The organism is Paenibacillus sp. FSL R10-2736 (genome assembly GCF_038000245.1).
GTDB lineage: Bacteria > Bacillota > Bacilli > Paenibacillales > Paenibacillaceae > Paenibacillus_AQ > Paenibacillus_AQ phytohabitans.
This window is the reverse complement of record NZ_JBBOBN010000001.1, coordinates 3,846,810-3,870,440: the sequence shown is the minus strand read 5'-3', so window position 1 is coordinate 3,870,440 and position 23,631 is coordinate 3,846,810. Positions and strand designations below refer to the sequence as shown.

The window sequence follows — 23,631 nt, the reverse complement described above, 5'->3', positions numbered from 1 at the left end:
ACTGGTAGGGTGAAAATACGGACGAGGCAGGAGAGGGGGAGCATTGTGATGAAGCTGCGAAATACAGGTAGAAAATTAGGGCTGGTCTCATGTGCGCTTATCCTAGGCGGAGCTACGCTTTTAACGGCAACAGCCACAGCAGCCACAGCGGCTGCTCCTAAGCTACAGAATACAGCCGCTGCCCCGGCGCAAAGCAAGGTGGAGAAGAAACACAATCTTCCCGGCGGCTTTGTGTATCTGGATGAAGTGATTCCTACGGCGCAGTATGAGATACGCTACTACAGTGAGAATAATTTTACCGGAACAAGGGTGGAAGGGTATAAGGCTCCGCTGGCGATTTTCTCGCGGACAGCAGCGAGTGCGCTGAAGAAAGTCAGTGAGGATCTGGCTGGCAAAGGGTATATCCTGAGAATCTATGATGCCTACCGTCCGCAAAAAGCCGTTAATCACTTCGTACGCTGGTCACAGGATGCCGCGGATATTAAGATGAAGCAGCAGTATTATCCCAAGCTGGACAAGCGTAATCTGTTCAAGCTGGGCTTCATCTCCAAGAAATCGGGGCATTCGCGGGGCAGCACTATCGATCTGACACTGGCTGATAAAAAAACAGGAGCACTGGTTGACATGGGCAGCCCGTATGATTTCTTCGGCGAGATTTCTTACTATAATACCACTCTGGTCAACAGTACCCAGCATGCCAACCGTAAAGTTCTTAAGGATGCCATGTCGAAGCAGGGCTTCAAGCCCTATACCAAGGAATGGTGGCATTTCACACTGATCAAGGAGCCTTATCCGCAGCAGTATTTTAACTTTAATGTGGAGTGAGGCTGTTCCAAAGCTGCGCAGAACGGTTAATGATTAATATAAGTTTAGTCCCTGAAGTTTGCGTGCATAATATTTATATTACAGGAGAGGTGGGATCGATTTGAAGAACAGAATCGCAGCCGTTTTCCTAAGTGTACTGTTATTGGCAGCAGGATCGGGAGTATTAACCGGAAATAGTGTCCACGCAGCACCGGGTGTAAATATTATTGTGAACGGACAAGCCTTGCAGACGGATGGACCGCAAGCCTATACCAGCGGATCAACCCTCATGCTCCCGCTCCGGGAGACTACGGAAATCCTTAAGTATAAGACAACCTTTATAGGTGCCACAGGACAGTTCAAGCTGAATCGCTTCCAGGAAACCATTGAGTTCAGACTGAGCGGGAAAGAGATCATTCTGAACGGCAAGGATCGGGTGCCTTTTACAGATAGCATTGAACTGAAGCAGCAGCGCGCATATGCACCATTGTCCTTTTTTGCAGCGATCGGGCTGGTTACATCCTATAATCCGGCAAAAGGACAGGTTGAAATCTACTCACCGGAGGTAACTGCCGGAGCTGTAGCCGGATTGCTGGCCGCAGGGAATTATACAGGACTCCGCGAGCGTTACTTCGCTGCAGAAGCAGAGCAGCCCCCGCTGCCCGTCATTCAGCAGAACTGGGAGGGTGTAAGCGCTCCGGCTGGCCAGTACTTCGGAGTGAAATCTACGGAGAGCCGGCAGCATGACGGGAATATGACAATAACAAGCGTGTTGTCCTTCTCCAAATCCGAGGCGCTGCTGACCCTGGAGCTGAATACATCGGGCAAGATCGTGAAGCTGAGCCTGGCGGCGCTGCAGGCAGCGGAAGTGCTGGTCAACCCTTCGAAATAACAAATAATTGATCATTCATAGCAGGAGCATCTCGCAGCTGTAAACCGCTGCCGGAGATGCTTCTTTTTATTAATGCTAACTCTTTTGAAAATTCCTGAAAACTTCTGTTGACAGATCACTCCAAAGAGAGTAATTTTAAATTCTGATTAAACGCTGTTTAAATCAATGATTAGAAATCGCGGCAAAGGAGGGCGACAAGCTGCATTATGGTTAAATCTGACAACAAAGCTGATCCTTCAGATAAAGATACGAAGCAGATTATACTCGATGCAACCGTGGATTTGATCCGCGAAGAGGGGTTCAGCTGTATCACCCTTCGGAGTATCGCAGCAAGGGCAGAGACGAATCTTGCACTGGTGAATTATTATTACGGCTCCAAGGAAAAACTGTTTGGCGACGCAGTGAAGAAACTCGTGTCTACCTTTGATGATGCCTTCAGAACACTGGAAGATGACAGCCTGCCGCCGAAGGAGCGGATGAAGCTATTTTTCATGCGTTATATTATGAATCTCAGCCGTTACCCGGGAATGGCCCGGCAGATGCTTGATCAAAGACATCATATTATGGGCTCACAGGATGAATATGCGAAATACTCCAAGCTGATGAGGCTTGAGCGCATTAAGGAAGTGCTCAGTGAGATCACTGGGGAGCAGGACCGCGACAAGCTCATGATGATGATGATGCAAGTCTATGGGGCCATTGTTTTTCCGGTAATTATGGTCTCCAGTCTACCGAAGGACCGGGAGGATCTTAAGGAGTTCTTCAGGCTTTCGCCGCTTGAGGAGCAGATTGACGGTTTATTTGAACTTTATTTTCATAAGTATAACTAATTATAAACACAGAAAAGAGTGGAGAAGAGAATGACAAACACCTCAAATAAAGGAAACAGTGCAGCAGTGGAAGCACCGTTCTCGCTGAAAGCCATTATTCCGCCGTTAATGGCTATTATCGTCGGCATGATTATGGTTATCCTAGACAGCACTGCCGTAAACGTTGCGGTACCGAATCTGGTGCAGTATTTCGCAACAGATCTTAAGACCGTTCAGTGGGCCATTACGGGTTATACGCTGGCGCTGGCTGCTGTAATTCCGCTGGCTGGCTACATGACTGACCGTTTCGGTTCCAAGCAAGTCTTTCTAACGACTATTGTTATGTTTGTACTGGGGTCCGTTCTTTGTTCGGTTGCCCAGACCTCGACGCAACTGGTCATCTTCCGTGTCATTCAAGGTCTTGGCGGCGGGATGGTGGCACCAATCGGTATGGCAATGGTCTTCAGACTGGCCCCGGCAGAGCGCAGAGGTTCTATTATGGGGATGCTTGGAATTCCCATGCTGCTGGCTCCGGCACTTGGACCGATCCTCTCCGGCTGGCTGGTAGAATACGTGAGCTGGCACTGGATCTTCCTGATCAACCTGCCTATCGGTATCGTTGGTATCATTCTTGGAGTTAAATATCTGCCTGTTACCGAGAAGAAGGGCAAAGCGCATCTGGATATCTTCGGTATCATTCTGGCTCCGCTTGCGTTCTCCATGCTTGCTTATGGCGTCAATCAAGGCGGAGGTGAAAGCTGGACTTCGACGGGGGCTCTTGTAGGTTTGTCTGTCGGCGGTGTGGCGCTGGTGCTGTTCGTTATCGCTGAGCTGATGCAGAAGCATCCGCTGCTGGAGCTGCGCGTCTTCCGTTCATCGGACTTCACACGCGGCATTATCCTATCCTGGGTGACCCAGGCTGCCTTGTTCGGTTCCATGCTGTTCGTTCCGTTGTATCTGCAGCAGATCCGGAACTACACACCGCTTGAGACAGGTCTGATTCTGCTTCCGCAGGCGCTGGCATCCGGTATCGGTATGCCGGTGGGCGGCCGCTTATTCGATAAAATTGGTGCACGTCCGCTGTTGTTCGTCGGACTGAGTGTCATTTCCACTGCACTGTTCCTGTTGTCCGGTGTTACAGTAGACACCAGTCTTCCCGTTATCATGGGCTGTCTCGCTATGATGGGTCTGGGTATGGGCTTGTCGATGATGCCGGTCAACACTCATGTTCTGAACTCCGCTCCGCGTGAATGGGTTGGCCGGGTGACTCCGCTGACCGCCGCAGCCCAGCAGGTCGTAGTATCGTTCGCGGTTGCCGGTATGACCGGATACTTAACCAGCCAGATTACTGTTCATATGGGTGAGATGGCTGCCGGAAGCAATCCGCTTGTCGCCGCTGTACAGGGCTTCAATGATGTATTCTTCCTCTCGGCCTGCATCGCGCTGGCCGGAGTGGTCATCAGTCTGATTCTGCGCAAGCCGAAGACAGCCGGTTCCGCCGGAACTCCGGAAGGGCAGCAGGCCGACGCTGCTGTAATGATGGGACATTAATTCATATCTTGGGTTTACGGCCGCCTCAGCTAATCGCTGGGGCGGTTTTTTCTCATTTCACCCCCGTTGTCGCGATTACGATTCGAAATCCTGCACGAAATACAACATTTATGTCTTTACAGCAAGAACTTAAGTAACTCAATTGCTGTCATCTTATAGGACGCCTATACAGAAGGGCGAAAGGAGGAATTAGAGGTATACATCACATCGCTCTGGATGCGATACAGAAGGTGAAATGGGAGGAATTACGGCGGTATGTGGGATTTATCCGGGGCAGGCGCCAGTTGGAGTATTTGTGAACCGCTTGACGGCTGACAAGGAATTCTTTATAGTTTTATTAAAACTATTGACGAGGAGTTTCCTTATGTATGAATTACTGGTCCTGTCATTGCTGATGCATTTCCCGCTGCATGCTTATCTGATTGCGAAGATTATCAGCCCGTGGGAGAAAATCAGCCGCGGAACGCTGTCCACCCTGTTGTCCAGACTTGAGAGAGAGGGACTGATCTGCGAAGCCAATCCTTCTTCAGTGCCTTATCCCAGTGAACGGCCGTCCCGTGCGCTGCAGCTCACCGGTAAAGGGCGGGCCCGGTTCACCGAGCTGATGATGGATACGGGGACGGAGTCGGCAACCTATCAGAAGCTTTTTCATATTAAAGCCCAGCATTTGGAGTTCCTTGCCTCTGAAGCGCAGCTGGCGCTTGTAGACCATTATCTTGCGTACGCCGCTAAAGGCATTGCAGAGCTGCGAAAAGGGATAGACGCCTTCCGGAAAGAGACTGCTCCTGATGCTGCCGCGCCGGGAGGGCGGTTCTATGCGACAACGATGGATCTGCTGCAGGTGCGCCTGGAGGCGCAGGAGCTGGATCTGGCCTGGGCGCAGCGTTTGCGGGAAGCCGTGATGACGCAGAAAGAAGGACAACAATGAAGGGTTCCAAAGAAAGCTGGCAGAGCAGAGCGGTTAAGCTGGGCTTGCGCCTCATAAGGATTAACGCCATGTGGAAGGAGACAGGGATAGCTTTGCGGAAGGAAATTGAAACGAAACAGCGGAAGGAGAGCAGTAAGCCGCCGGCTAAAGTGTATACGTTATGCAGCGTCGAAGAGCGTGAGATAGCCGGTTCTCCTTACTATGTGCTGTCTGCAAACTCTCTTTCGGGCGGCAAACAGATCCTGTATCTGCACGGCGGAGGTTATGTACTGAAGATATCCCCGCTGCATTGGGAGTTCCTGGCCGGTATGGCAGACAAGCTGAAGTGTAAGATTGCGGTTCCCATGTACCCTTTGGCACCGCAATATGGACATAAGGAAGTATTTCAGATGCTGGTACCGCTATATGAGGAGATGTTAGCACAGAGTTCTAAGTGTGGAGACAAGCTTGTGGTCATGGGGGATTCGGCTGGCGGCGGAATGGGGCTTGCACTAGTGCAGCTTCTTAAGGAAAAGGGGATACCACGGCCTGCACACACGATCCTCATCTCCCCGGTGCTCGACATGACCTTCAGCAACCCGGATATCAAGGCTGTGGAGCGTAAAGATCCTGTCACGGCAGTTCCTGCCATCAAAGAAATTGCTGAGTGGTATGCGGGGAATCAGGAGATTACTTCTCATTTGATCAGCCCCGCTTATGGGGAGGTCACGGATATAGGGCTGGTCAGCATCTTCATTGGGACGCATGACATTGTGTATCCCGATGTCAAGAGGTTCAGAGACCGGTTACTGGTTGAAGGAATAAAGATCGGCTACTATGAATATCCGCAAATGCTGCATGTCTGGCCGCTGTTCTTCTTCCCGGAATCCAAGACAGCGAGAGCACAGATCAGAGCAATTATTGAAGACTTATAGATCTGCCCGCCGTTTCTTGAGCATCCTTGCCGGAAAAGGGGCGAAGTGCAATCTGCCGAGCAGTTCGGAAGCTATAATGCCCAGCAGGACAAGGGCAGCGCCGGTGTAGCCCTGCAGCGAAAGCTGTTCATGTGCGAACCAGTAGCCGAAGAAGGCGGCAAAGACCGGTTCGAGGGCGAAGATTAATCCGGTGCGGGTCGGCGTTGTGTATTTCTGGGCAACGGGCTGCAGGATGAAGCCGCAGGCGCTGCAAAAAATGCCGAGTGCGAGGATGGCGATCCAGCCGGGAAGTGTCGAAGGCAGTGCAGGAGTCTCTAAGACTGCTGACAGAATCAGGGCATAACCTCCGGCGAAGCCCAGCTGCAGAATGCCGATATTCAGCGAATCGCTGCTCTTGACAGCGCGGCTGGTAACCAGAATCTGCACTGCGTAGAAAATGGCAGCCAGAATACAGAGCAGATCACCAGGCTGTACTTGCAGTGACCCGTTCAGGGTGAGCAGCCCGATGCCGGCGATGGCCAGAATGGCACCGAAGATTTGCGGAGGGGCGACCTTCTTTTTGAAGATCAGAACATCCAGCAGCGGTACAAAAACAACGGTCAAAGCGACCAGAAATCCGGCATTGGAGGTCGTGGTGGTCTTCAGTCCGAAGGTGATGCAGGTGAACACACCGAGCAGAAGAAAGCCGAGCAGGGCTCCATATTTCAATGTTCTGGCGTCCACACTGCGCAGCCGTTTGCGGAACAGCAGAGCCGCCAGAATGAAGGCCAGTCCGAAGCGCAGTGCAATCAGATTGAATTCCCCCAGTGTGCCGAGTCCCATTTTCATGAACAGGTAGGAGGAACCCCAGAACATCGTTACTACTATGAGCATCAGCTCGGCCTTTAGCGGCTTCATTCCATCATCATCCTTCTTTATTTCAAGTGATTATAGTATAATACGCTCAAATACATAAGGTAACTGAATGTTTATCATGTGAAACATGAGGAATTCTCATGAAAACTGTGGGGGTCAGCGATGAGTATAATCAAATACGAAGTGTTCCTCAAAGTGGTTGAACTGGGCAGTCTGACCAAAGCCGCCGAGGTGCTGGGCTTCACCCAATCCGGTATCAGCCATACGATCAGCAGCCTGGAGAGCGAATTTGGTTTTCCGCTGCTTGTGAGGAGCCGTTCCGGTGTCAAGCTGACGGTCAATGGAGAGCAGGTTATTTCGCCTATCCGCGAAATCCTCAAATGGAATGAGCAGCTGAAGCAGCAGGTGGCCGATATTCATGGTCTGGAGACAGGAACAATTACACTAGGAACCTTCACAAGCGTATCCGTTCACTGGCTGCCGGACATGATCAAACAGTTCCGCAAAGAGTACCCATACATTGAATTCAAGCTGATGGAGGGCGGATATCTGGAGATTGAGCAATGGATTGAGGCTGGTGTGGTCGACTGCGGCTTCCTGTCGCTGCCTACCCGGGAGAAGTTTGAGGTCTTTCCGCTGAAGCAGGACCGGATGCTGGCGATTCTTCCGTTGGACCACCCGCTGAGCAAAGCCCCGTACATGCCGCTGGCCCAGATCGCCTACGAGGATTTCATCATTCCGAGACCGGGCTCAGACTATGATGTGCAGCGGGTGCTGGAGAAGGCGGGGATTAAGCCGAACATCAAATTCTCGGCCGGGGATGACTATGCGATCATAGCCATGGTAGAGAAGGGGCTGGGCATCAGCATCCTCCCGGAGCTGGTCACCCGGTTCCAGAATCATAATGTGGCCATGCTTGAGCTGGAGGAACGGAGTTTCCGCTCATTGGGAATTGCCGTCAGCTCGATGAAATATGCATCGCCTGCAACGAGACGATTCCTGCAGCATGTGCAGAGCTGGTCGTCCGGCCAAGAAGGGATTTGACTTGATAAATCCAGCGCAAAAAAGGCACGTTTTCAGTTTTGAAAACATGCCTTTTTGCAATGCGCATCATTTGCTTAATTTGCGTCCGTCTTTGTCGAGAAACAACAGCTCGTAGTATTTTTTCGGCCGCCCTTTACTGTTGTCACGTTTTTCAAATACCGTTTGTACGTATTTTTTTTCTTCAATTTTGTTAAGGATACGGTTTGCACCTTTGACAGTCATGGACAGGCACCCAGCAACATCCTCAGAGGATAATTTATTTGTTCTCATAATTTCTGCATAGGACATGATTTTCTGCAAATTGATGTTGTTTATTCCAATATTTTTGGCCAACGCGATGATTTCCGGGTCCCCCTGTTCAGAGAACTGTATGACATTCATGCTCTGCATTGGGCCGATAACCTTCTGATCCTCGTTTATAAAAAAGCTGCAGCTGCCCGTGTAGGCTTTCGCCTGTCTGTAAGCTTTGGCGGCATTTTCGTTAGCTTGAAAATATTCATGTCCCGAGCCCCACCCGATCTTCACCTTGTAGCTTACGTACAATTCCAGATACTCCAGAAGTGAGCAGTTCTGCGCATTGGAGGTAATTTTCATGAAATTTCCGTAAGTGGTGTATAGTCTGACAAAGCCTTCCGAAATTTGGGCTGTGTCAGCAAGATTCACACTATGCAGAAACCTGCCAACCAGGGCTTTCAGCTCTTGAAGCTGATCTTCAGATGGTGGCTGCTCATTGTGGACCGATAAGTATGCGACAACTGCCCGCTGGTTCTTAAGCTTGAGGATGGTAATCTCGTTGATGATCTCGCTTAGGGTCTCTTTAACATCTTCCAAAGTGGGCCGGATCAAGATATATCTGACTCCGTGCTTTTTGAGCTCTGGAACAAAGTGGCCGAACGCTGTAATGGACAGGTCTATTTTTTGGGCTTCCCACAAAGTGATATGGTTCTCCAGCATGGTCTCCACCCGTTCGAACAAATCTCCGCTGTCAACAGGCTTCCCTTCATGAGTCAGGTATTGCTGGAATTCACTGAAGGAATCGATAACATACGCATAATCCACATAGATCCTCGATATATCAAGCCCGGGCTCTGTCACCAGCAGCCGGAAGAGTTCTCTATATAGAAGGTTCTCATTATCCTGCAAAATGTGAATAGGGATCTTCTCATCCAGGCAATCCTTATTTATTGACTCATAAAGCATCCTGCCGCTGACCACAAATCCATCCACCGAATCTAAGTTCTGCAGATACAGGTCTGTTGTTTGTCCGAAGTTGCTGATGGTAAGGAACCGGAACTGGCATATGGGCCGCATTTCTTGTTCAATGGCGCGGAAATAATCCATATGGCTCTCTGGCGTGATAATACCCAGCTTGATTTTCATAGTATATTCCTTTCAAAAGACAATGCAATCAAAAGAGTTATATCACAATAAATGTGATATTACAACGTTCCGGCACCTTTAAAATAACGTTCTTAAAATGTCTAATAATCTCTTGACAGCGAATGAATTTAAAAGTACGATAAATGTGTTCTTAAAAAGTCTTAAAATGTGAAGGAGGCCATTTAAACTCTGTACTTACATTCATTCAATTTGTGTTTTGGGAGATGTTATTGTGATTGAAGAAACTGGAGACGATTTGAGTATGGCTCATCAGCTGCAGGACAAATTAGTCATGTACAGGCATCATCTTCATGCGATTCCGGAGCTTGATTTAAGTTTGCCCAGAACAACGGCCTACGTCAAAGAGGTGTTGGAGTCGATGGGTCTTAAGCCCGCTCCCGTAGGGGAATCAGGGCTAACAGTTACCATTGGCGGACAGCATGACGGGAAGGTGGTTCTTCTCCGTGCAGATATGGACGCTTTGCCCATTTCAGAGGAAACGGAGCTTTCTTACGCGTCGTTGAACGGGAACATGCATGCTTGCGGTCATGACATGCATACTTCCATGCTGCTGGGAGCGGCGGAGATCCTGAAGGCTAACGAAGAGCAGCTTCGCGGGACGGTTAAGCTTATGTTTCAGCCGGGTGAAGAGACGCTGCACGGGGCAAAAATGATGCTTGAGAGCGGGATTCTCGACAATCCTAAAGTGGATGCAGCCATGATGCTTCACGTGTTGACCGGAATGTCACTTCCTATCGGACAATTTGTAGTGCCTGAGGAAGGTGGAGCGATTTCTGCTTCTTCGGATTGGTTCGAAATCATCATCCGCGGACGGGGCTCACATGGCGCAATGCCCGAGGCCGCAGTGGACCCCTTAAATGTGGCTGCTCATCTTCATCTGGCGCTGCAGGGTATACTTAGCCGGGAAATTTCGCCAATTGATAATGCAGTACTTACCATAGGCGTGATGGAAGGCGGAAGTACAAGCAACGTGATTCCCGATACGGCCAGAATGAAAGGAAGCGTTCGCACTTTTAACGCCGCATTGCGGGATAAACTGGAGATTCGTATCCGCGAAATTGCAGCAGGTATAGGAGAAACCTTTCAGGCAAAGCTGGATGTGATCTATACGAGGGGTTGTCCTGAAGTGAAAACGGATGGCGGGCTTAATGAGCAAATGAGGGTTTCGATTGCAAATACCTTTGGCGACGGTTCCTATATCGGTATAACCGAACTGGTACCCGGTGGCAAATTAATGGGCTCGGAAGACTTCGCGTTTGTATCACAGGCAGTGCCAAGTACCACAGTATTTCTTAACGCAGGCAATGCCGAAGAAGGTTATCGTTACCCTGTACACCATCCAAAGACGATGTTCTCGGATGAGGTGCTTCATAGAGGGGCTGCGGCTTACGCTGCTTTTGCCAGAGACTGGCTTGAAAGTAACAGATAAGCTCTAAACAAAACTTAGGAGGAATTAAAATGACAGAGAGACGTATGATTGGACCCACCAAATTTGAAGAGTACTCGGAGAAATACAAGGAATTCCTGTTAATGACCCGCCGTGACGGAATCCTTGAAGTGCGTCTTCACACCGACGGAGGATCGTACACGCACAATTGGGAAGCTCATACCGCCTGGTCTCATGCCTGGTCAGATATTGGCCGTGACCCTGAGAACGAAGTCATGATTATTACGGGAACCGGGGATAAATGGTTGATTGGCGACCCTGAGGTCTGGAATACTAAATTCATGGACTGGCCGAAGCATAAGAAGCTCGAACAGTATCACGAATCGCTGAGACTGCTTGAGAATTTGATCTTCTGCATTGACATCCCGACCATCGGGGCGGTCAACGGGCCGGGAACGCACTGTGAACTCGCGACGCTCTGTGATATTACCATTTGCACGGAAGACGCGGACTTTTTCGATCCGCATTATCTGGGAGGCACGCCTCCAGGAGATGGAATGCTGCTCACACTGCAGAGCATGATCGGTTTCAAAAAAGCAGCCTACTACGCATACACCGGCAAGAATATCAACGGTCAGACCGCCTTGGATCTGGGTATTGTCAGTGAAGTTCTGCCCCGTGAGCAGCTTCTTCCCCGCGCTTGGGAGCTCGCGGAGATGATTATGCAGGCACCGCGTTCAACGAGACATCTGTCGCACTCCATTATCTCCCGGCCATGGAAGCAGGCTCTGGTCGCCGATCAGGGATTCCAGCTTGCCCACCAGATGTATGACATGGCTATTGATGAAGAAGGAGCTCTGGAGCGCCTGAAGAAAATGCAAGGACGCCTTATGGGCAAAGATGTTCAATAGAGAAATGACGGGACCTACACGATTCGAAGAATATTCGGAGAAGTACAAGGACTTATTCATCATGACCCGCCGCGGCGGCATACTCGAAGTGCGTATGCACACCGGCGGGGGACCGCTTCAATTCGACTGGCCGGTTCAAGCCGCATATGGTCATGTATGGTCCGATATTGGCCGCGACCCCGAGAATGAGGTGATGATCCTTACAGGGACAGGTGATTTGTGGCAACTAGGCAATCCTGAAGTCTGGACAACCAAATTCATGGATTGGCCGAATCGCCGGAAGTTGGAGATGTATCATGAATCGCTCAGAATGATTGAGAATATGGTTCATTGCCTGGACATCCCCACCATTGGGGTGGTCAATGGCACAGGCTCACACTGGCAGCTGGGGACGCTGTGTGATATTACCATCTGTGCGGAAGACACAGCGTTCTTCGATGCCCATTACCTGGGCGGTGTACCGCCCGGAGACGGAATTGTCTTAGCACTTCAACAACTGCTGGGAACCAAGAAAGCGGCATTCTACGCATATACGGGGATGAACATTAATGCTCAAGCGGCATTAGATCTCGGTCTGGCCAGTGAGGTGCTGCCTCGTGAACAGCTTCTTCCACGCGCGTGGGAGCTGGCAGAAAGAATCATGCAGGCGCCCCGCTCGGTAAGACATCTTACACATTCGATTGTGTCGCACCCGTGGAAAAAAGCCCTTGCCCATGATCAGGGTCTACAGATTACTCACCAGTTGTATGACATGGCCATGGATGAAGAGGGGATTCATGAGCGGCTGATGAAGCTCAAGGAACGTTTTCAGGGGAATGGGCAATAGCCAGAAGGGGGATAAGGGTGCTATGAGATCGTTGACTGAGCTATTTAAGATTGGCAGTGGACCGTCCAGCTCCCATACTATGGGGCCGGAGAAGGCGGCCAGGATCTTCAAATCAGAGAATGAAGACGCAGATGAGTTCAAGGCGTTGATCTATGGTTCCCTTGCCAAAACAGGCAAAGGCCATTTGACGGACAAGGCTATTCTTAGAGCACTTTCACCCGTTCCGGCGGAGGTTGAATTTGTTCCACAGGCGAATTTTGTTCTGCCCCATCCCAATACGATGGATTTGTTCGCTTACAAAGACGGGCGCCAAATCTCATCCATGCGTGTCGTCAGTATCGGCGGCGGGGACATCGTTATTGAGGGAAGGGAGGAGATGCAAACGCCCGATGTCTACCCTGAGAACAGCTTTGCTGAGATCAGCACCTTTTGTAACGCCAATCATATTCGTCTAAGCGATTACGTCGAGCAGCGCGAAGGCAAACAGATCTGGGATTTCCTCCAAGGAATCTGGGAAGCGATGAAGCGTTCGATTGACGAAGGGCTGTCTGTCACAGGTATTCTGGAGGGCGGTCTTGAGGTCGAACGCAAGGCGAAATATCTGTATCATCAGCGGGATATGGATGAGAGCCCGGAGACGAGGGAGAACAGGATCGTCAGCGCATACGCTTTCGCCGTCAACGAACAGAATGCCGCCGCCGGCACGGTCGTAACGGCCCCGACCTGCGGGGCCAGCGGTGTCGTGCCCGCCTCGCTCCGTTATATGCAGGAGAAGATGCAGGTCACGGACGAACAGATCCTCCGGGCTCTGGCCGTCGGCGGGCTCATTGGCAATCTGGTCAAGCAGAACGCCTCCATCAGCGGCGCTCAGTGCGGCTGCCAGGCGGAGGTTGGCACGGCTTGCTCTATGGCAGCGGCTGCACTGGCTGAACTGTCTGGTATGGAGATCGACCAGATTGAGTATGCGGCGGAGGTTGCTATGGAACACCACTTGGGGTTAACCTGTGATCCGATTAACGGACTGGTTCAAATCCCTTGCATTGAGCGGAATGCTGTCGGTGCGATGCGGGCGATCAATGCGCTGAGCCTGGCCAAATTCTTGTCTGGTACCCGTAAGATATCCTTTGATCTGGTTGTACAGACCATGTATGAGACAGGCCTGGATATGAACAGCAGGTACCGCGAAACTTCAGAAGGCGGGCTCGCTAAGCTCTACAAAGCTGACAGTTAAATGATACTTCCATGATCATGTGGCTGTAATTTCATACTTGTGTAATGTAACGAAGAACGTCCCGTGCTGCCGGTTGGCAGAAAGGACGTTCTTTTTTGGGAGGCTATATAGGGCAGGCTGCTGCTTCAAGAAGCAATTTGACGGGGCGCCGCTTGGATGAGAAAATGTATGCGTGTACATGGAGTGTGATTTCAACAGAGGAGGCTTCAAATGGAACAGCTACGCATTGGAATGATAGGTTATAAATTCATGGGCAAGGCCCACAGCAACGCCTACCGCAGTCTGCCGATGTTCTTCCCGAAGGCCGTCAAACCGCAAATGTCCGTCATCTGCGGACGCAATGAAGAAGCGCTGAAGGAGGCGGCAGACCAGCTGGGCTGGTCGGAGAGTGTAACCGACTGGAAAGAGCTGATCGGGCGTGACGATATTGATCTAATCGACATCAATGCGCCGAGCAATGCCCATAAGGAGATTGCACTGGCAGCTGCTGCTGCAGGCAAGCATATTTTCTGTGAGAAGCCGCTGGCGCTGAATTTGGCAGATTCGCGAGAAATGCTCCAGGCTGCAGAGGCGGCCGGCATTGTTCATATGGTTGGCTTCAATTACCGTTTCTCCCCGGCGGTCAGGCTGGTGAAACGGCTGATCGAGAGCGGGCGGCTGGGAAAGATCTATCATTTCCGTGCCTGGTTCCTGCAGGACTGGATTCTCGACCCTGAATTCCCGCTGGTCTGGCGGCTGCAGAAGGAGATTGCCGGTTCAGGATCGCATGGGGATCTGGGGGCCCATCTGATTGATCTGGCCCATTTCCTGGTAGGGGATGTGCAGGAGGTCATCGGCATGAGTGAGACGTTCGTCAAGGAACGGCCGCTGGCAACGGAGATGACAGGTCTCAGCGCCCGGGCCAGCAAAGATGCACCGCGCGGCGCGGTAACGGTGGATGATGCTACTTTGTTCCTGGCCCGTTTTGCAAACGGTGCATTGGGCAGCTTTGAGGCGACACGGTTCGCGGCCGGGCATCGTTCGACCAATTCTTTTGAGATCAATGGCAGTCTGGGCAGTGTGAAATTCGACTTCGAGCGGATGAACGAACTGGAGGTCTATCTGACCTCGGATGACGAGGATGTGCAGGGCTTCCGGAGAGTGCTCGCCACCGATCCCGCACATGACTATGCTGAAGCCTGGTGGCCGCCGGGTCATACGATTGGATTTGAGCACACATTCATTCACGAGATGCTGGAGCTGTCGAATGCGATTGCCGAAGGCCGTCAGCCTGAGCCGAATTTCCGGGACGGTGTGAAATGCCAGGCTGTACTGGAAGCTGTGGAACGTTCGATTGAAGAGCGGCGCTGGGTTCCGATATCTGAAATGTAGATTCTAAATGTAAAAAACAAACACCGCACATTAATGGATTTGCGGTGTTTGTTATGGCTATTTACGAACCATAGAAGGTGTCAGGCCTTTGTACTGCTTATAGAGCTTCGTGAAATAATTGGGATTGTCACAGCCGACTCTGCCGGAAATCTCTGTAATGCTGAAGCCGGTCTCCCGCAGCAGCCGCTCGGCTTCATCCATCCGGCACAGGTTCACATAGTCGATGAAGGTGCGTCCGGTCAGCTTCTTGAAGGTTTTGCAGAAATGGAAAGCGTTCAGATTGACAAAGCGGGCAGCACGCTCGACCGACATTTTCTGATCGACATGTGTTTCCAGGTATTCCAGCAGCGGCTTGAAGCGTTCGCGGTTGATAGAATGACGTTCACTCTGCTGGGCGGGGAAGGTACGGGACAGGAGTGTGAAGAATAAGTGGAGCTGGTTCTTCACCACGAGCTGAAAAGCCGGTTGTTTAGCCTGCACCTCCTCAATAATCCGCTCAAGCAAGGGATAATACGAGGCGCATTCCGGGTTGTGGACCACCGGCATGACCGGAAACTGATACTGATTGCTAAGATAAGGGGCCACAAATTGCTCATGCTGGGAATCCTGATTGCGGTCCTTGAACAATGAGGCATGAAAAACAATCGAGATATAAGAAACATCTCCGCTATACAAGCTATAGCCGACATGCAGCCCGCCGGAAGGTACCATGATTACGTCTCCGGGACCGGCTTCATACGGTTTGCTGTCCACATGAAAGATCGCCCGGCCTTCACGCATGACAATAATCTCGAAATGCTCATGCCAGTGCAGGAACAGGATATTCTGCTCGGGCTTGGCGCCCTGGCACTGATTAAAGAACAAGCGGAATGGATAGATCTTCTCCTCGAGCGCAGGATATTCCTTCAGTTCCTTCGGATAAGTCATGATGGCTTCAACTCCCACAAGATTCAGCTAGTTTAACACAAGATAAGAAGAGATTTTGCCCGAAATGAAGGATATACTTGGGTTGTTGAACTAACTATAAACCAATATTGGAGTGGTATACAAGATGCAGGATACAATGAGAATCGGGACACTGGTGGCAGGCGGGGATGCACTAAGAGTGATTCCGCAAATTATAGGTCACGGGTTCGAATCATTCAGCCTGACCTTCTGGCAGACAACGGGAAACACGGATCTGACAGAAACTGCTGCACGGGTGCGTGAACTGGCTGCGGAGCATGATTTCGTGATCTCTTCTGTAGGGATATTCGGGAATCCGCTTACAGGCACTGGGGATAACTCGGATGCGCTGGGCAGCTGGGAACGGCTGATCGACCACGCCCATTTGTTTGGAACCGATATGGTCTCCGGCTTCACCGGACGACTGCCCGGGGTTTCGATTGACGAGTCCATCCCGAAATTTGCAGAGGTGTTTGGTGAGCTCTCCAAAAGAGCCGCGGACCGCGGCGTCAGAATCGCCTTTGAGAACTGTTCCATGGATGGAAACTGGCAATCCGGAGACTGGAATATTGCCCATAACCCTACAGCATGGGAGAAGATGTTCAATGCGGTGAATGCCGATAATCTGGGTCTGGAATGGGAGCCCTGCCACCAGATGGTGCAGCTGATTGATCCGATTCCGCAGCTGCGCAAATGGACGGACAAAATTTTCCACGTGCACGGCAAGGACGCTACGATTGCCTGGGATATTATCAAGGAATACGGAATTCACGGACCTAAACCGTATGTGTGGCACCGGACACCGGGCTTCGGGGATACGAATTGGACCGATGTAATCTCGGTACTGCGGCAGGCCGGATACACAGGAACGATTGATATCGAAGGCTGGCATGATCCCGTTTACCGTGACGAGCTGGAAATGACAGGACAGGTTCATGCGCTCCATTATTTGAAAAATTGCCGGGGCGGCAGTTTCGTGCCAAATCCGGTCTAATCCAGAAAGCGGGGAACACCTATGACAGCAGAGTATCGTGTAGTTGTTGCGGGCTGTGGAGCGATGGCTAATGAATGGATCAGCTATGCGCTGAAGCATGCTGATATTGAAATCGTCGGACTCGTAGATATCCGGGTGGAATCCGCGCAGGCCATGGCAGAGAAACATGGACTCACCTGCCCGGTATTTACAGATATATCACAGGCAATTGAAGCTACAGCGGCCAATCTGGTGTTCGATATCACCGTGCCTTCCAGCCATTTCAGTATTGCCAGTAAGGCACTGGAAGCCGGATGTCATGTCTTTACCGAGAAGCCGCTGGCGGAAACGATGGAGCAATGTAATGAAATCGTTAACATGGCCGGACGTACCGGGCTGAGCCATGCCGTCATGCAGAACCGCAGGTATGATCCGCATATCCGCTCTTTGCGCGGGCTAATCACCTCGGGAGCCATAGGGCGGACGGGTTCCATAAGCGCAAGCTTCTTTCTGGCTCCGCATTTCGGCGGTTTCCGGGAAGCGATGGACAGCCCGCTGCTCCTGGACATGGCCATCCATACCTTCGATCAGGCCCGCTTTATCAGCGGCGCCGATCCTGTAAGTGTGTACTGCCAGGAATTCAACCCTCCAGGATCGTGGTATGAAGGGAATGCGGCGGCTATCTGTATTTTTGAAATGTCAGACGGCTCCGTATTCTGTTATCAGGGCTCATGGTGTGCAGAAGGTGCGCCTACGTCATGGGAAGCCTCATGGCGGGTCCAGGGGGAACGGGGGGCAGCCATCTGGGATGGCCGGGATATGCCGTATGCCGAGATTATCGGTGGCGGTGAAGCTGCCGGACAGTTCCTCAATGAATATGAGCGGGTAGAAGGGCCGGCTGTGCAGATGGAGGAGACCTTCCATCAGGGCTGTCTCGAAGAGATGTTCCGCTCGCTTGCGGAGCAGCGCCCAGCCGAGACCGACTGCCGCGACAACCGCTATAGTATGGCGATGGTGCTTGGCGCTTTGGAGAGTGCGCGGACAGGCAGCAAGCTGGACATTGCCGAATTCATCCGGAATGCCGAGCGGAATGTGCCGGATAAATAAAATGTGCGGAAGAGGGAAGGGCAGCCGACCGGCGGCTCTTTTCTTTTGTGAAAGATAGGAAATCAGCGATTCTCTAAGAAACTTGTAACTGGTTACTGGTAGTGCTGGAACAAGACGAGTAGCGTGATGCGGACTGAGAATCCGTTATGCAAAATAAGTCACATAAATCCATCTGAATCTGACAATGCTGTATTCCTGATTACTCCAATTGAGATTACAATGAATACCAGGGTAGTGGATGCTAATCAAGGAGTGATCCGGTTGAATGAACCATTAAGAGTAGTGATTGGAAGCGGAGGTAGTCCGCACAACAAAGGATGGCTGCATACGGAAGAAACGGAACTGAATCTGCTGCGTGAAGCGGACTGGTCAGAGAAATTCCGCCCCGGCTCCCTGAAGGTCGTTCTTGCCGAACATGTCTGGGAGCATCTGACCTATGAGGAAGGTGTGCAGGCAGCCTGCAACTGTTATACCTATCTGGCTCCAGGCGGATATATCCGCTGTGCTGTTCCGGACGGGTTCTTCCCGGATGAAGCTTATCAGAACATTGTGCAGATCGGCGGGCCGGGACCCCTGGACCATCCTGCTGCCTCTCACCGGATCGTACATACTTATATTACTCTGCAGAAGATGTTCACTGCCGCAGGGTATCAGGTTAAACTGCTGGAGTATTGTGATGAATCCGGCCAATTTCATGAATTTCCCTGGGATGAGCGCGGCGGTTTCATCTACCGGTCGAAGCGTTTTGATCACCGTAATACGGAGGGGAAGTTAGGTTTTGTTTCATTAATTGCAGATGCAGTTAAAGTGTGAGACTTGTATTTAAAAGTAACAAAAAGGCTGATCCGGTAGCAGAGAAATCTGCGTATGGATCAGCCTTTTTGCGTTCTTAATAACTAATGCCGGTTAGAACCCTTTATATTGCGGCTCTTCTTTCTCGATTTCGGCTACGCGGCCTTCCACCTGCTGGACAATCTGCAGCGTCTGCTCTGCAGCATTGGTGAACAGGGTTTTGGCTTCCTCGTTCTGGGTTTCCATGGCGAACTGCTCAAGACTGGCTTGGGCGCTCTTCAGCGAAGCTACGCAGGTTTTGACCTGTGATGCAACAGTCATTGGATCATTACCTCCTCGGGTCTGGGTTGGAACAGAATCTCACAGTGTAGTATCCGCATCCCTTAGCAGGACATACAGGTAACAAATCCCATTTGGCAGATAGTCTGTGCGCCCATTTGGCAGCAGGAATTTATTCTCTTGGTTATTTTCCGCCTGTTTTGACAAATAATGAAGCTGATGCAATATATGCGGGTAATGAATAACTTTACAGGAGGTTTTACGAATGCCGGAAGCACTGGAGGTCATTCTTCGGACAATTTTTGCTGTAGTAGTGCTTTTCTTCCTTACTAAAATACTGGGGAAGCGTCAGGTTTCACAGCTGTCTTTTTTCGAATACATTACGGGAATTACTATAGGCAGCTTGGCAGCATATATCTCGCTGGATACGGACAAAACCTGGCACCTCGGCCTCATTGCACTAATTGTCTGGGTTGCCTTCTCGTTCGGGATTGAATTCCTGCAGATTAAGAGCAAGAAAGCGCGGGATTTCATTGATTTCAAATCGACCGTACTGATCAAAGACGGTAAGATCCTGGAAGACAATATGAAGAAGGAGCGTCTGTCGACGGACGAGCTGCTGGAGGAGCTGCGCAAAAAGGATGTCTTCAAAGTGGCTGATGTTGAATTTGCCATTATGGAGTCGGACGGTGCGATCAATGTGCTGCTCACCCGTGAGAATCAGCCGCTTACACCCAAGCATCTTGGGATTAAGGTTGCTCCAGAGAGAGAGACTCAGGCTGTGATTATGGACGGCGAAATTATGGATGAACCGCTCGATACCCTGAATCTGTCGCGCGGCTGGCTGGAGGGGGAACTTGGTAAGCTTGATCTGAGCGTGGAGAATGTATTCCTGGGCCAGGTAGACTCTTACGGCGAGCTTACCGTAGATCTGTACACGGATAATGTGGAGGTTCAGCAGCCGCAGGACAAGCCCCAGCTGTATGCGCTGCTGAAGAAATGCGAAGCCGATCTGGAGCTGTTCAGCTTGTCAACGAAGCATAAAGAAGCCAAACAGATGTACGAAAATTGCTCAGAACAGCTGCAGACCTTGCTGAAGAAACTGAAGCCTTTTATCCAAAATTGACACCAAATATTGATTGAAGCTAAGACCCCACATAGTGGGGTTATTTCCTATGCACATCGCTGTGAATCCAGAAGAGTCCGGCGGAAAATTCATAGAAAATTCTATAATTCAAAGAAATACAATAAAATGGTTCTGAAACCTCTGTACAATTACAAATATTTACTTATAGTGGAGATTAGATTGGCTGCTGCGAAAAAGAACACAAAGCAGTGATCTGCATAGTCGGGCAAAGGGAGGAACGCCATGGCGTATAGCTGCTGCACTTAGACAGACAAGTTTTCGTTGGAATTGCAACCGTAATGCAAACGCTGCAAATGGTTATTAAATAATCCAATACTTTGGAGGTTAATGTTAACGTGAAAATAAAAAAGCGATTTACTTATGCTTTAATGATTGCGCTTTCTTCAGTGCTCGTCTTGGGCGGGCTGCAATGGGGTATACCTTCAGCTGCTGCGGCAAGTCTGTTCAATGATGATTTTGAATCCGGCAGTGCAGGCAGCTGGACCAGTACCACTGGCACATGGTCTGTGATTCAGGATGGCAGCTCCAAGGTATATTATCAATCTGCCAGTACAGAAGGCCGCACCTCCGCAGGCAGCAGCACATGGACTGATTATAGCGTGCAAGCAGATGTGAAGGTGGATAACTTCAACGGAAGCAACCGGACTTATGTGTGCGGGCGGTATACGGACGGGAACAACTACTACGCAGCTTCTTTGTCGAACAGCAATGGCGGCACACTGGAAATCCGCAAAAAAGTCTCGGGTTCGAGCACAACGCTGGCCTCCAAAGACTTCGCGGTTTCTACAGGCACTGTGTACACAGTGAAGCTTGAGCTGAGTGGAGATTCAATAAATATGTATGTGAATAATGTGCTGCAATTAAATGCACACGATAACAATTTGACTGCCGGAGGCATTGGCCTTGTCGCTTACAAGACTTCAGTCAAATTCGACAATATCGTAGTCAACGGGGCAGGTTCCACGGTTCCGACCGCTGCACCATCCGCAACACCAGCAGCGACAGCAACCGCAAGTCCAACTACCGCCCCCACAGCTACTGCGACTTCAGCACCTACGGCAACCCCAGTAAGTACACCAACAGCAACAGTAACACCGAGCACAGCACCAACTCCAGTTCCTACGGTCGCCCCGACGCCAACGGTAACACCGGTATCAGGAAGCCTGTATGTTGCACCCAACGGGGCAGCCGGTAATCCGGGTACAATTGGCAGTCCGACGACACTCTCTTCGGCACTTACCAGAGTGGCTGCCGGAGGAACAATTTACATGCGCGGAGGTACCTACTCCTTCACAGCTCCGGTAACGGTTGAGCGGGAGAACAGCGGAAGCTCCGGGCTGCGCAAGAACCTGGTGGCCTATGGAAGTGAGAAGCCGGTACTGGATTTCTCAGGAGAGACCTTTGCTTCTACTGAGCGCGGCCTGCAGATATTCGGACACTACTGGAATGTAAAGGGCCTTGAAGTGAAAGGGGCAGGAGATAACGGTATCTTCATCGGCGGTAACTACAACATTATCCAGAATGTTGAGGTTCATCATAACCGGGACTCCGGACTGCAAATCAGCCGCTATTCCTCTACCTTGTCTAACATGGCCGATTGGCCCAGCTATAACCAGATCATCGGCGTGTATTCCCATGACAACTTCGATCCGGATAATGGCGAGGATGCCGACGGATTCGCCGCCAAGCTGACGATTGGACCCGGGAATGTGTTCGACTATTGCATCTCGGCCTGGAACACAGATGACGGCTGGGATCTCTATACCAAATCGGATACCGGCCCTATTGGGGTGGTCACGATCAAGAACAGCATTGCTTATAAGAACGGCCAGACCTCGGACGGAAACAGCACAGCGAACAGTGACGGCAACGGCTTCAAGCTCGGCGGTGAAAAAATTGCTGTCAATCACATCGTGTTGAACAGCATCGCTTTTCAGAACAAAAAACACGGGTTTACCTACAACAGCAATCCAGGTTCCATTCAAATGACCAATAATACCTCGTGGAGCAATGGTCAGAGCAATTTTGCCTTTGATACAGGAACTCATCAGTTTACGAATAATCTGAGTTTTGCCGGCGCTTCCAGCGATAAGACCAGCGGAACGGACATCCTCAGCACCAATGTATGGTGGAAAAGCAATGCCAGCACCAATGCCAAAGGCCTAAGCGCAAGCAGTAGTGATTTTGTCAGTCTTACACCTTCGGTCGTGAGAAATGCGGACGGTTCGTTCAGCCTCGGCAGCTTTCTGAAGCTGGCCGCCGGAAGTGATCTGATCGGATCAGGTACGCCAAGCGGTACGAACATCGGCGCTACGTTTCAATAAGCCGGATAACAGGACGGATTTCCATTTCCGGCCGGCAGCGGTATACTATAATCGGTTTCATAGGATCTAATTTGCTATAGGGAGGATGCTGCCGATTATGGAATATGTGAAGCTGGGAACAACGGGACTGGATGTATCACGGATTTGTCTGGGGTGTATGAGCTACGGGGTGCCGGAGCGCGGAACTCATCCCTGGTCACTGAATGAGCAGGAGAGCCGGCCGTTTATCCGCAAAGCGCTGGAGCTGGGCATCAACTTCTTCGATACGGCCAACATTTATTCAGACGGTACCAGCGAAGAGATTGTCGGACGTGCGCTCAAGGATTTCACCTCCCGTGATGAGGTAGTCATTGCTACTAAAGTGCATGGTAAAATGCGCCCGGGCCCCAATGGCGGAGGCCTGTCGCGTAAGGCTATTATGAGCGAGATCGACCATAGCCTGAAGCGGCTGGGGACGGATTATGTGGATTTGTACCAGATTCACCGCTGGGATCCGTCGACACCTGTTGAAGAAACGATGGAAGCGCTGCATGATGTGGTGAAGGCGGGCAAAGCACGCTACATCGGAGCATCCTCGATGTCTGCCTGGCAGTTTCTGAAGGCACTGCATGTGGCGGAGCGGCACGGCTGGACACGATTTGTATCGATGCAGAATTATGTAAATCTGCTGTATCGTGAGGAAGAACGGGAAATGCTGCCGCTGTGCGAAGCGGAAGGGATCGGAGTGATTCCCTGGAGTCCGCTGGCCCGCGGGCGGCTGACCCGGGACTGGCAGGAGACGAGTACCCGATCGGAAAGTGACCAATTTGCTAAGCTGCTGTACTCCCGGACGGAGGAAGCCGACCGCCTTGTGGCGCTGAGAGTGAAGGAGATTGCTGAAGAACGGGGTCTTCCGCGTGCCCAGGTTGCATTAGCCTGGGTCCTGCAGAAGAAGCCGGTCACAGCACCGATTGTCGGAGCGACCAGCATGAGCCATCTGGAGGATGCTGCTGCAGCGGTATCGGTCACGCTCAGTCCGGAAGATGTACTCCGTTTGGAGGAGCCTTATATTCCTCATCCTGTGATGGGCTACTAAGGACAGATACAGTAACGATAATACACCGTTTAATGAAGGAGCCGGGATGATCCGGCTCCTTTTTT

The 23,631-nt window shown here is 51.0% G+C and carries 21 protein-coding genes and 1 pseudogene; 18 read left to right on the top strand and 4 right to left on the bottom strand.

Features of this window, described 5'->3' with window-relative positions; translation table 11 throughout:
* Positions 1 to 48 precede the first annotated feature (48 nt).
* The 6 genes from NSQ73_RS16660 (at position 49) to NSQ73_RS16635 (ending at position 5,898) form a co-directional block, all read left to right on the top strand.
* Positions 49 to 825, top strand: a complete 777-nt coding sequence (locus tag NSQ73_RS16660) for a M15 family metallopeptidase (RefSeq protein ID WP_340987345.1) — start codon at positions 49 to 51, stop codon at positions 823 to 825.
* Positions 826 to 925: 100 nt separating this feature from the next.
* Positions 926 to 1,696, top strand: coding sequence for a stalk domain-containing protein (locus tag NSQ73_RS16655; RefSeq protein WP_340987344.1), 771 nt, complete (start codon positions 926 to 928; stop codon positions 1,694 to 1,696).
* Positions 1,697 to 1,902: 206 nt separating this feature from the next.
* Positions 1,903 to 2,526, top strand: a complete 624-nt coding sequence (locus NSQ73_RS16650; protein ID WP_340987343.1) for a TetR/AcrR family transcriptional regulator — start codon at positions 1,903 to 1,905, stop codon at positions 2,524 to 2,526.
* A gap of 30 nt (positions 2,527 to 2,556) precedes the next feature.
* Entirely contained in the window at positions 2,557 to 4,056 is a 1,500-nt protein-coding gene (locus NSQ73_RS16645; RefSeq protein ID WP_340987342.1) for a DHA2 family efflux MFS transporter permease subunit, read from the top strand.
* A gap of 364 nt (positions 4,057 to 4,420) precedes the next feature.
* Positions 4,421 to 4,984 (top strand): PadR family transcriptional regulator, encoded by a 564-nt coding sequence (locus NSQ73_RS16640; protein WP_340987341.1) that lies wholly within the window; start codon positions 4,421 to 4,423, stop codon positions 4,982 to 4,984.
* Complete coding sequence (locus NSQ73_RS16635; protein WP_340987340.1) at positions 4,981 to 5,898, top strand: alpha/beta hydrolase; 918 nt, start codon at positions 4,981 to 4,983, stop codon at positions 5,896 to 5,898. The genes NSQ73_RS16640 and NSQ73_RS16635 overlap by 4 nt, the downstream gene beginning before the upstream one ends.
* On the opposite strand, the gene NSQ73_RS16630 is transcribed toward NSQ73_RS16635, so the two are convergent.
* Positions 5,893 to 6,795, bottom strand: a complete 903-nt coding sequence (locus NSQ73_RS16630; RefSeq protein WP_340987339.1) for a DMT family transporter — start codon at positions 6,793 to 6,795, stop codon at positions 5,893 to 5,895. The genes NSQ73_RS16635 and NSQ73_RS16630 overlap by 6 nt on opposite strands.
* Positions 6,796 to 6,915: 120 nt before the next feature.
* Between NSQ73_RS16630 and NSQ73_RS16625 the strand changes: the two genes are divergently transcribed.
* Entirely contained in the window at positions 6,916 to 7,797 is an 882-nt protein-coding gene (locus tag NSQ73_RS16625) for a LysR family transcriptional regulator (RefSeq protein WP_340987338.1), read from the top strand.
* A 66-nt stretch (positions 7,798 to 7,863) separates the two neighbouring features.
* On the opposite strand, the gene NSQ73_RS16620 is transcribed toward NSQ73_RS16625, so the two are convergent.
* Entirely contained in the window at positions 7,864 to 9,177 is a 1,314-nt protein-coding gene (locus NSQ73_RS16620; RefSeq protein ID WP_340987336.1) for a transcriptional regulator, read from the bottom strand.
* A gap of 232 nt (positions 9,178 to 9,409) precedes the next feature.
* On the opposite strand from NSQ73_RS16620, the gene NSQ73_RS16615 reads away from it, so the two are divergent.
* The 5 genes from NSQ73_RS16615 to NSQ73_RS16595 all read left to right on the top strand — a co-directional run bounded on the left by NSQ73_RS16615 (position 9,410) and on the right by NSQ73_RS16595 (position 14,924).
* Positions 9,410 to 10,627 (top strand): M20 metallopeptidase family protein, encoded by a 1,218-nt coding sequence (locus NSQ73_RS16615; RefSeq protein WP_340987335.1) that lies wholly within the window; start codon positions 9,410 to 9,412, stop codon positions 10,625 to 10,627.
* 29 nt (positions 10,628 to 10,656) lie between these two features.
* A complete protein-coding gene (locus NSQ73_RS16610; RefSeq protein WP_340987334.1) occupies positions 10,657 to 11,496 on the top strand; it encodes an enoyl-CoA hydratase/isomerase family protein in 840 nt (279 codons plus the stop codon).
* Positions 11,486 to 12,322, top strand: a complete 837-nt coding sequence (locus NSQ73_RS16605; RefSeq protein WP_340987333.1) for an enoyl-CoA hydratase/isomerase family protein — start codon at positions 11,486 to 11,488, stop codon at positions 12,320 to 12,322. The genes NSQ73_RS16610 and NSQ73_RS16605 overlap by 11 nt, the downstream gene beginning before the upstream one ends.
* Positions 12,323 to 12,344: 22 nt before the next feature.
* Entirely contained in the window at positions 12,345 to 13,553 is a 1,209-nt protein-coding gene (locus NSQ73_RS16600; protein ID WP_340987332.1) for an L-serine ammonia-lyase, read from the top strand.
* 210 nt (positions 13,554 to 13,763) lie between these two features.
* Positions 13,764 to 14,924, top strand: a complete 1,161-nt coding sequence (locus NSQ73_RS16595; RefSeq protein WP_340987331.1) for a Gfo/Idh/MocA family protein — start codon at positions 13,764 to 13,766, stop codon at positions 14,922 to 14,924.
* Between the two features lie 57 nt (positions 14,925 to 14,981).
* Here NSQ73_RS16595 and NSQ73_RS16590 read toward each other — a convergent pair whose 3' ends face one another.
* Entirely contained in the window at positions 14,982 to 15,851 is an 870-nt protein-coding gene (locus NSQ73_RS16590) for a helix-turn-helix domain-containing protein (RefSeq protein WP_042136992.1), read from the bottom strand.
* A 124-nt stretch (positions 15,852 to 15,975) separates the two neighbouring features.
* On the opposite strand from NSQ73_RS16590, the gene NSQ73_RS16585 reads away from it, so the two are divergent.
* The 3 genes from NSQ73_RS16585 to NSQ73_RS16575 all read left to right on the top strand — a co-directional run bounded on the left by NSQ73_RS16585 (position 15,976) and on the right by NSQ73_RS16575 (position 18,762).
* Positions 15,976 to 16,863, top strand: coding sequence for a sugar phosphate isomerase/epimerase family protein (locus tag NSQ73_RS16585; RefSeq protein ID WP_340987330.1), 888 nt, complete (start codon positions 15,976 to 15,978; stop codon positions 16,861 to 16,863).
* Between the two features lie 21 nt (positions 16,864 to 16,884).
* On the top strand, positions 16,885 to 17,949 hold the full coding sequence (locus tag NSQ73_RS16580; protein WP_340946001.1) for a Gfo/Idh/MocA family protein: 1,065 nt from the start codon (positions 16,885 to 16,887) through the stop codon (positions 17,947 to 17,949).
* A 219-nt stretch (positions 17,950 to 18,168) separates the two neighbouring features.
* On the top strand, positions 18,169 to 18,762 hold the full coding sequence (locus tag NSQ73_RS16575) for a class I SAM-dependent methyltransferase (RefSeq protein WP_042141156.1): 594 nt from the start codon (positions 18,169 to 18,171) through the stop codon (positions 18,760 to 18,762).
* A gap of 93 nt (positions 18,763 to 18,855) precedes the next feature.
* On the opposite strand, the gene NSQ73_RS16570 is transcribed toward NSQ73_RS16575, so the two are convergent.
* Positions 18,856 to 19,062, bottom strand: a complete 207-nt coding sequence (locus NSQ73_RS16570) for a DUF1657 domain-containing protein (RefSeq protein WP_042136998.1) — start codon at positions 19,060 to 19,062, stop codon at positions 18,856 to 18,858.
* Between the two features lie 223 nt (positions 19,063 to 19,285).
* Here NSQ73_RS16570 and NSQ73_RS16565 point away from each other — a divergent pair, with 223 nt between their 5' ends.
* From NSQ73_RS16565 to NSQ73_RS16555, 3 genes and pseudogenes are all read left to right on the top strand, one after another.
* Positions 19,286 to 20,146, top strand: a complete 861-nt coding sequence (locus NSQ73_RS16565; protein WP_042136999.1) for a DUF421 domain-containing protein — start codon at positions 19,286 to 19,288, stop codon at positions 20,144 to 20,146.
* Positions 20,147 to 21,177: 1,031 nt separating this feature from the next.
* Positions 21,178 to 22,491, top strand: a pseudogene (locus NSQ73_RS16560) (right-handed parallel beta-helix repeat-containing protein); the annotation flags it as partial.
* A gap of 97 nt (positions 22,492 to 22,588) precedes the next feature.
* The gene (locus NSQ73_RS16555; protein WP_340989300.1) at positions 22,589 to 23,566 is read left to right on the top strand and encodes an aldo/keto reductase; all 978 of its coding nucleotides are present in this window, start codon (positions 22,589 to 22,591) and stop codon (positions 23,564 to 23,566) included.
* The last annotated feature ends 65 nt before the right edge of the window (positions 23,567 to 23,631 follow it).

Excerpts from the sequence above, each read along its gene's own strand:
- NSQ73_RS16660 (WP_340987345.1), top strand. The coding sequence starts at position 49 with ATGAAGCTGCGAAATACAGGTAGAAAATTAGGGCTGGTCTCATGTGCG.
- NSQ73_RS16650 (WP_340987343.1), top strand. The coding sequence starts at position 1,903 with ATGGTTAAATCTGACAACAAAGCTGATCCTTCAGATAAAGATACGAAG.
- NSQ73_RS16645 (WP_340987342.1), top strand. The coding sequence starts at position 2,557 with ATGACAAACACCTCAAATAAAGGAAACAGTGCAGCAGTGGAAGCACCG.
- NSQ73_RS16640 (WP_340987341.1), top strand. The coding sequence starts at position 4,421 with ATGTATGAATTACTGGTCCTGTCATTGCTGATGCATTTCCCGCTGCAT.
- NSQ73_RS16635 (WP_340987340.1), top strand. The coding sequence starts at position 4,981 with ATGAAGGGTTCCAAAGAAAGCTGGCAGAGCAGAGCGGTTAAGCTGGGC.
- NSQ73_RS16630 (WP_340987339.1), bottom strand. The coding sequence starts at position 6,795 with ATGAAGCCGCTAAAGGCCGAGCTGATGCTCATAGTAGTAACGATGTTC.
- NSQ73_RS16625 (WP_340987338.1), top strand. The coding sequence starts at position 6,916 with ATGAGTATAATCAAATACGAAGTGTTCCTCAAAGTGGTTGAACTGGGC.
- NSQ73_RS16620 (WP_340987336.1), bottom strand. The coding sequence starts at position 9,177 with ATGAAAATCAAGCTGGGTATTATCACGCCAGAGAGCCATATGGATTAT.
- NSQ73_RS16610 (WP_340987334.1), top strand. The coding sequence starts at position 10,657 with ATGACAGAGAGACGTATGATTGGACCCACCAAATTTGAAGAGTACTCG.
- NSQ73_RS16605 (WP_340987333.1), top strand. The coding sequence starts at position 11,486 with ATGTTCAATAGAGAAATGACGGGACCTACACGATTCGAAGAATATTCG.
- NSQ73_RS16600 (WP_340987332.1), top strand. The coding sequence starts at position 12,345 with ATGAGATCGTTGACTGAGCTATTTAAGATTGGCAGTGGACCGTCCAGC.
- NSQ73_RS16595 (WP_340987331.1), top strand. The coding sequence starts at position 13,764 with ATGGAACAGCTACGCATTGGAATGATAGGTTATAAATTCATGGGCAAG.
- NSQ73_RS16590 (WP_042136992.1), bottom strand. The coding sequence starts at position 15,851 with ATGACTTATCCGAAGGAACTGAAGGAATATCCTGCGCTCGAGGAGAAG.
- NSQ73_RS16585 (WP_340987330.1), top strand. The coding sequence starts at position 15,976 with ATGCAGGATACAATGAGAATCGGGACACTGGTGGCAGGCGGGGATGCA.
- NSQ73_RS16580 (WP_340946001.1), top strand. The coding sequence starts at position 16,885 with ATGACAGCAGAGTATCGTGTAGTTGTTGCGGGCTGTGGAGCGATGGCT.
- NSQ73_RS16575 (WP_042141156.1), top strand. The coding sequence starts at position 18,169 with ATGAATACCAGGGTAGTGGATGCTAATCAAGGAGTGATCCGGTTGAAT.
- NSQ73_RS16570 (WP_042136998.1), bottom strand. The coding sequence starts at position 19,062 with ATGACTGTTGCATCACAGGTCAAAACCTGCGTAGCTTCGCTGAAGAGC.
- NSQ73_RS16565 (WP_042136999.1), top strand. The coding sequence starts at position 19,286 with ATGCCGGAAGCACTGGAGGTCATTCTTCGGACAATTTTTGCTGTAGTA.
- NSQ73_RS16555 (WP_340989300.1), top strand. The coding sequence starts at position 22,589 with ATGGAATATGTGAAGCTGGGAACAACGGGACTGGATGTATCACGGATT.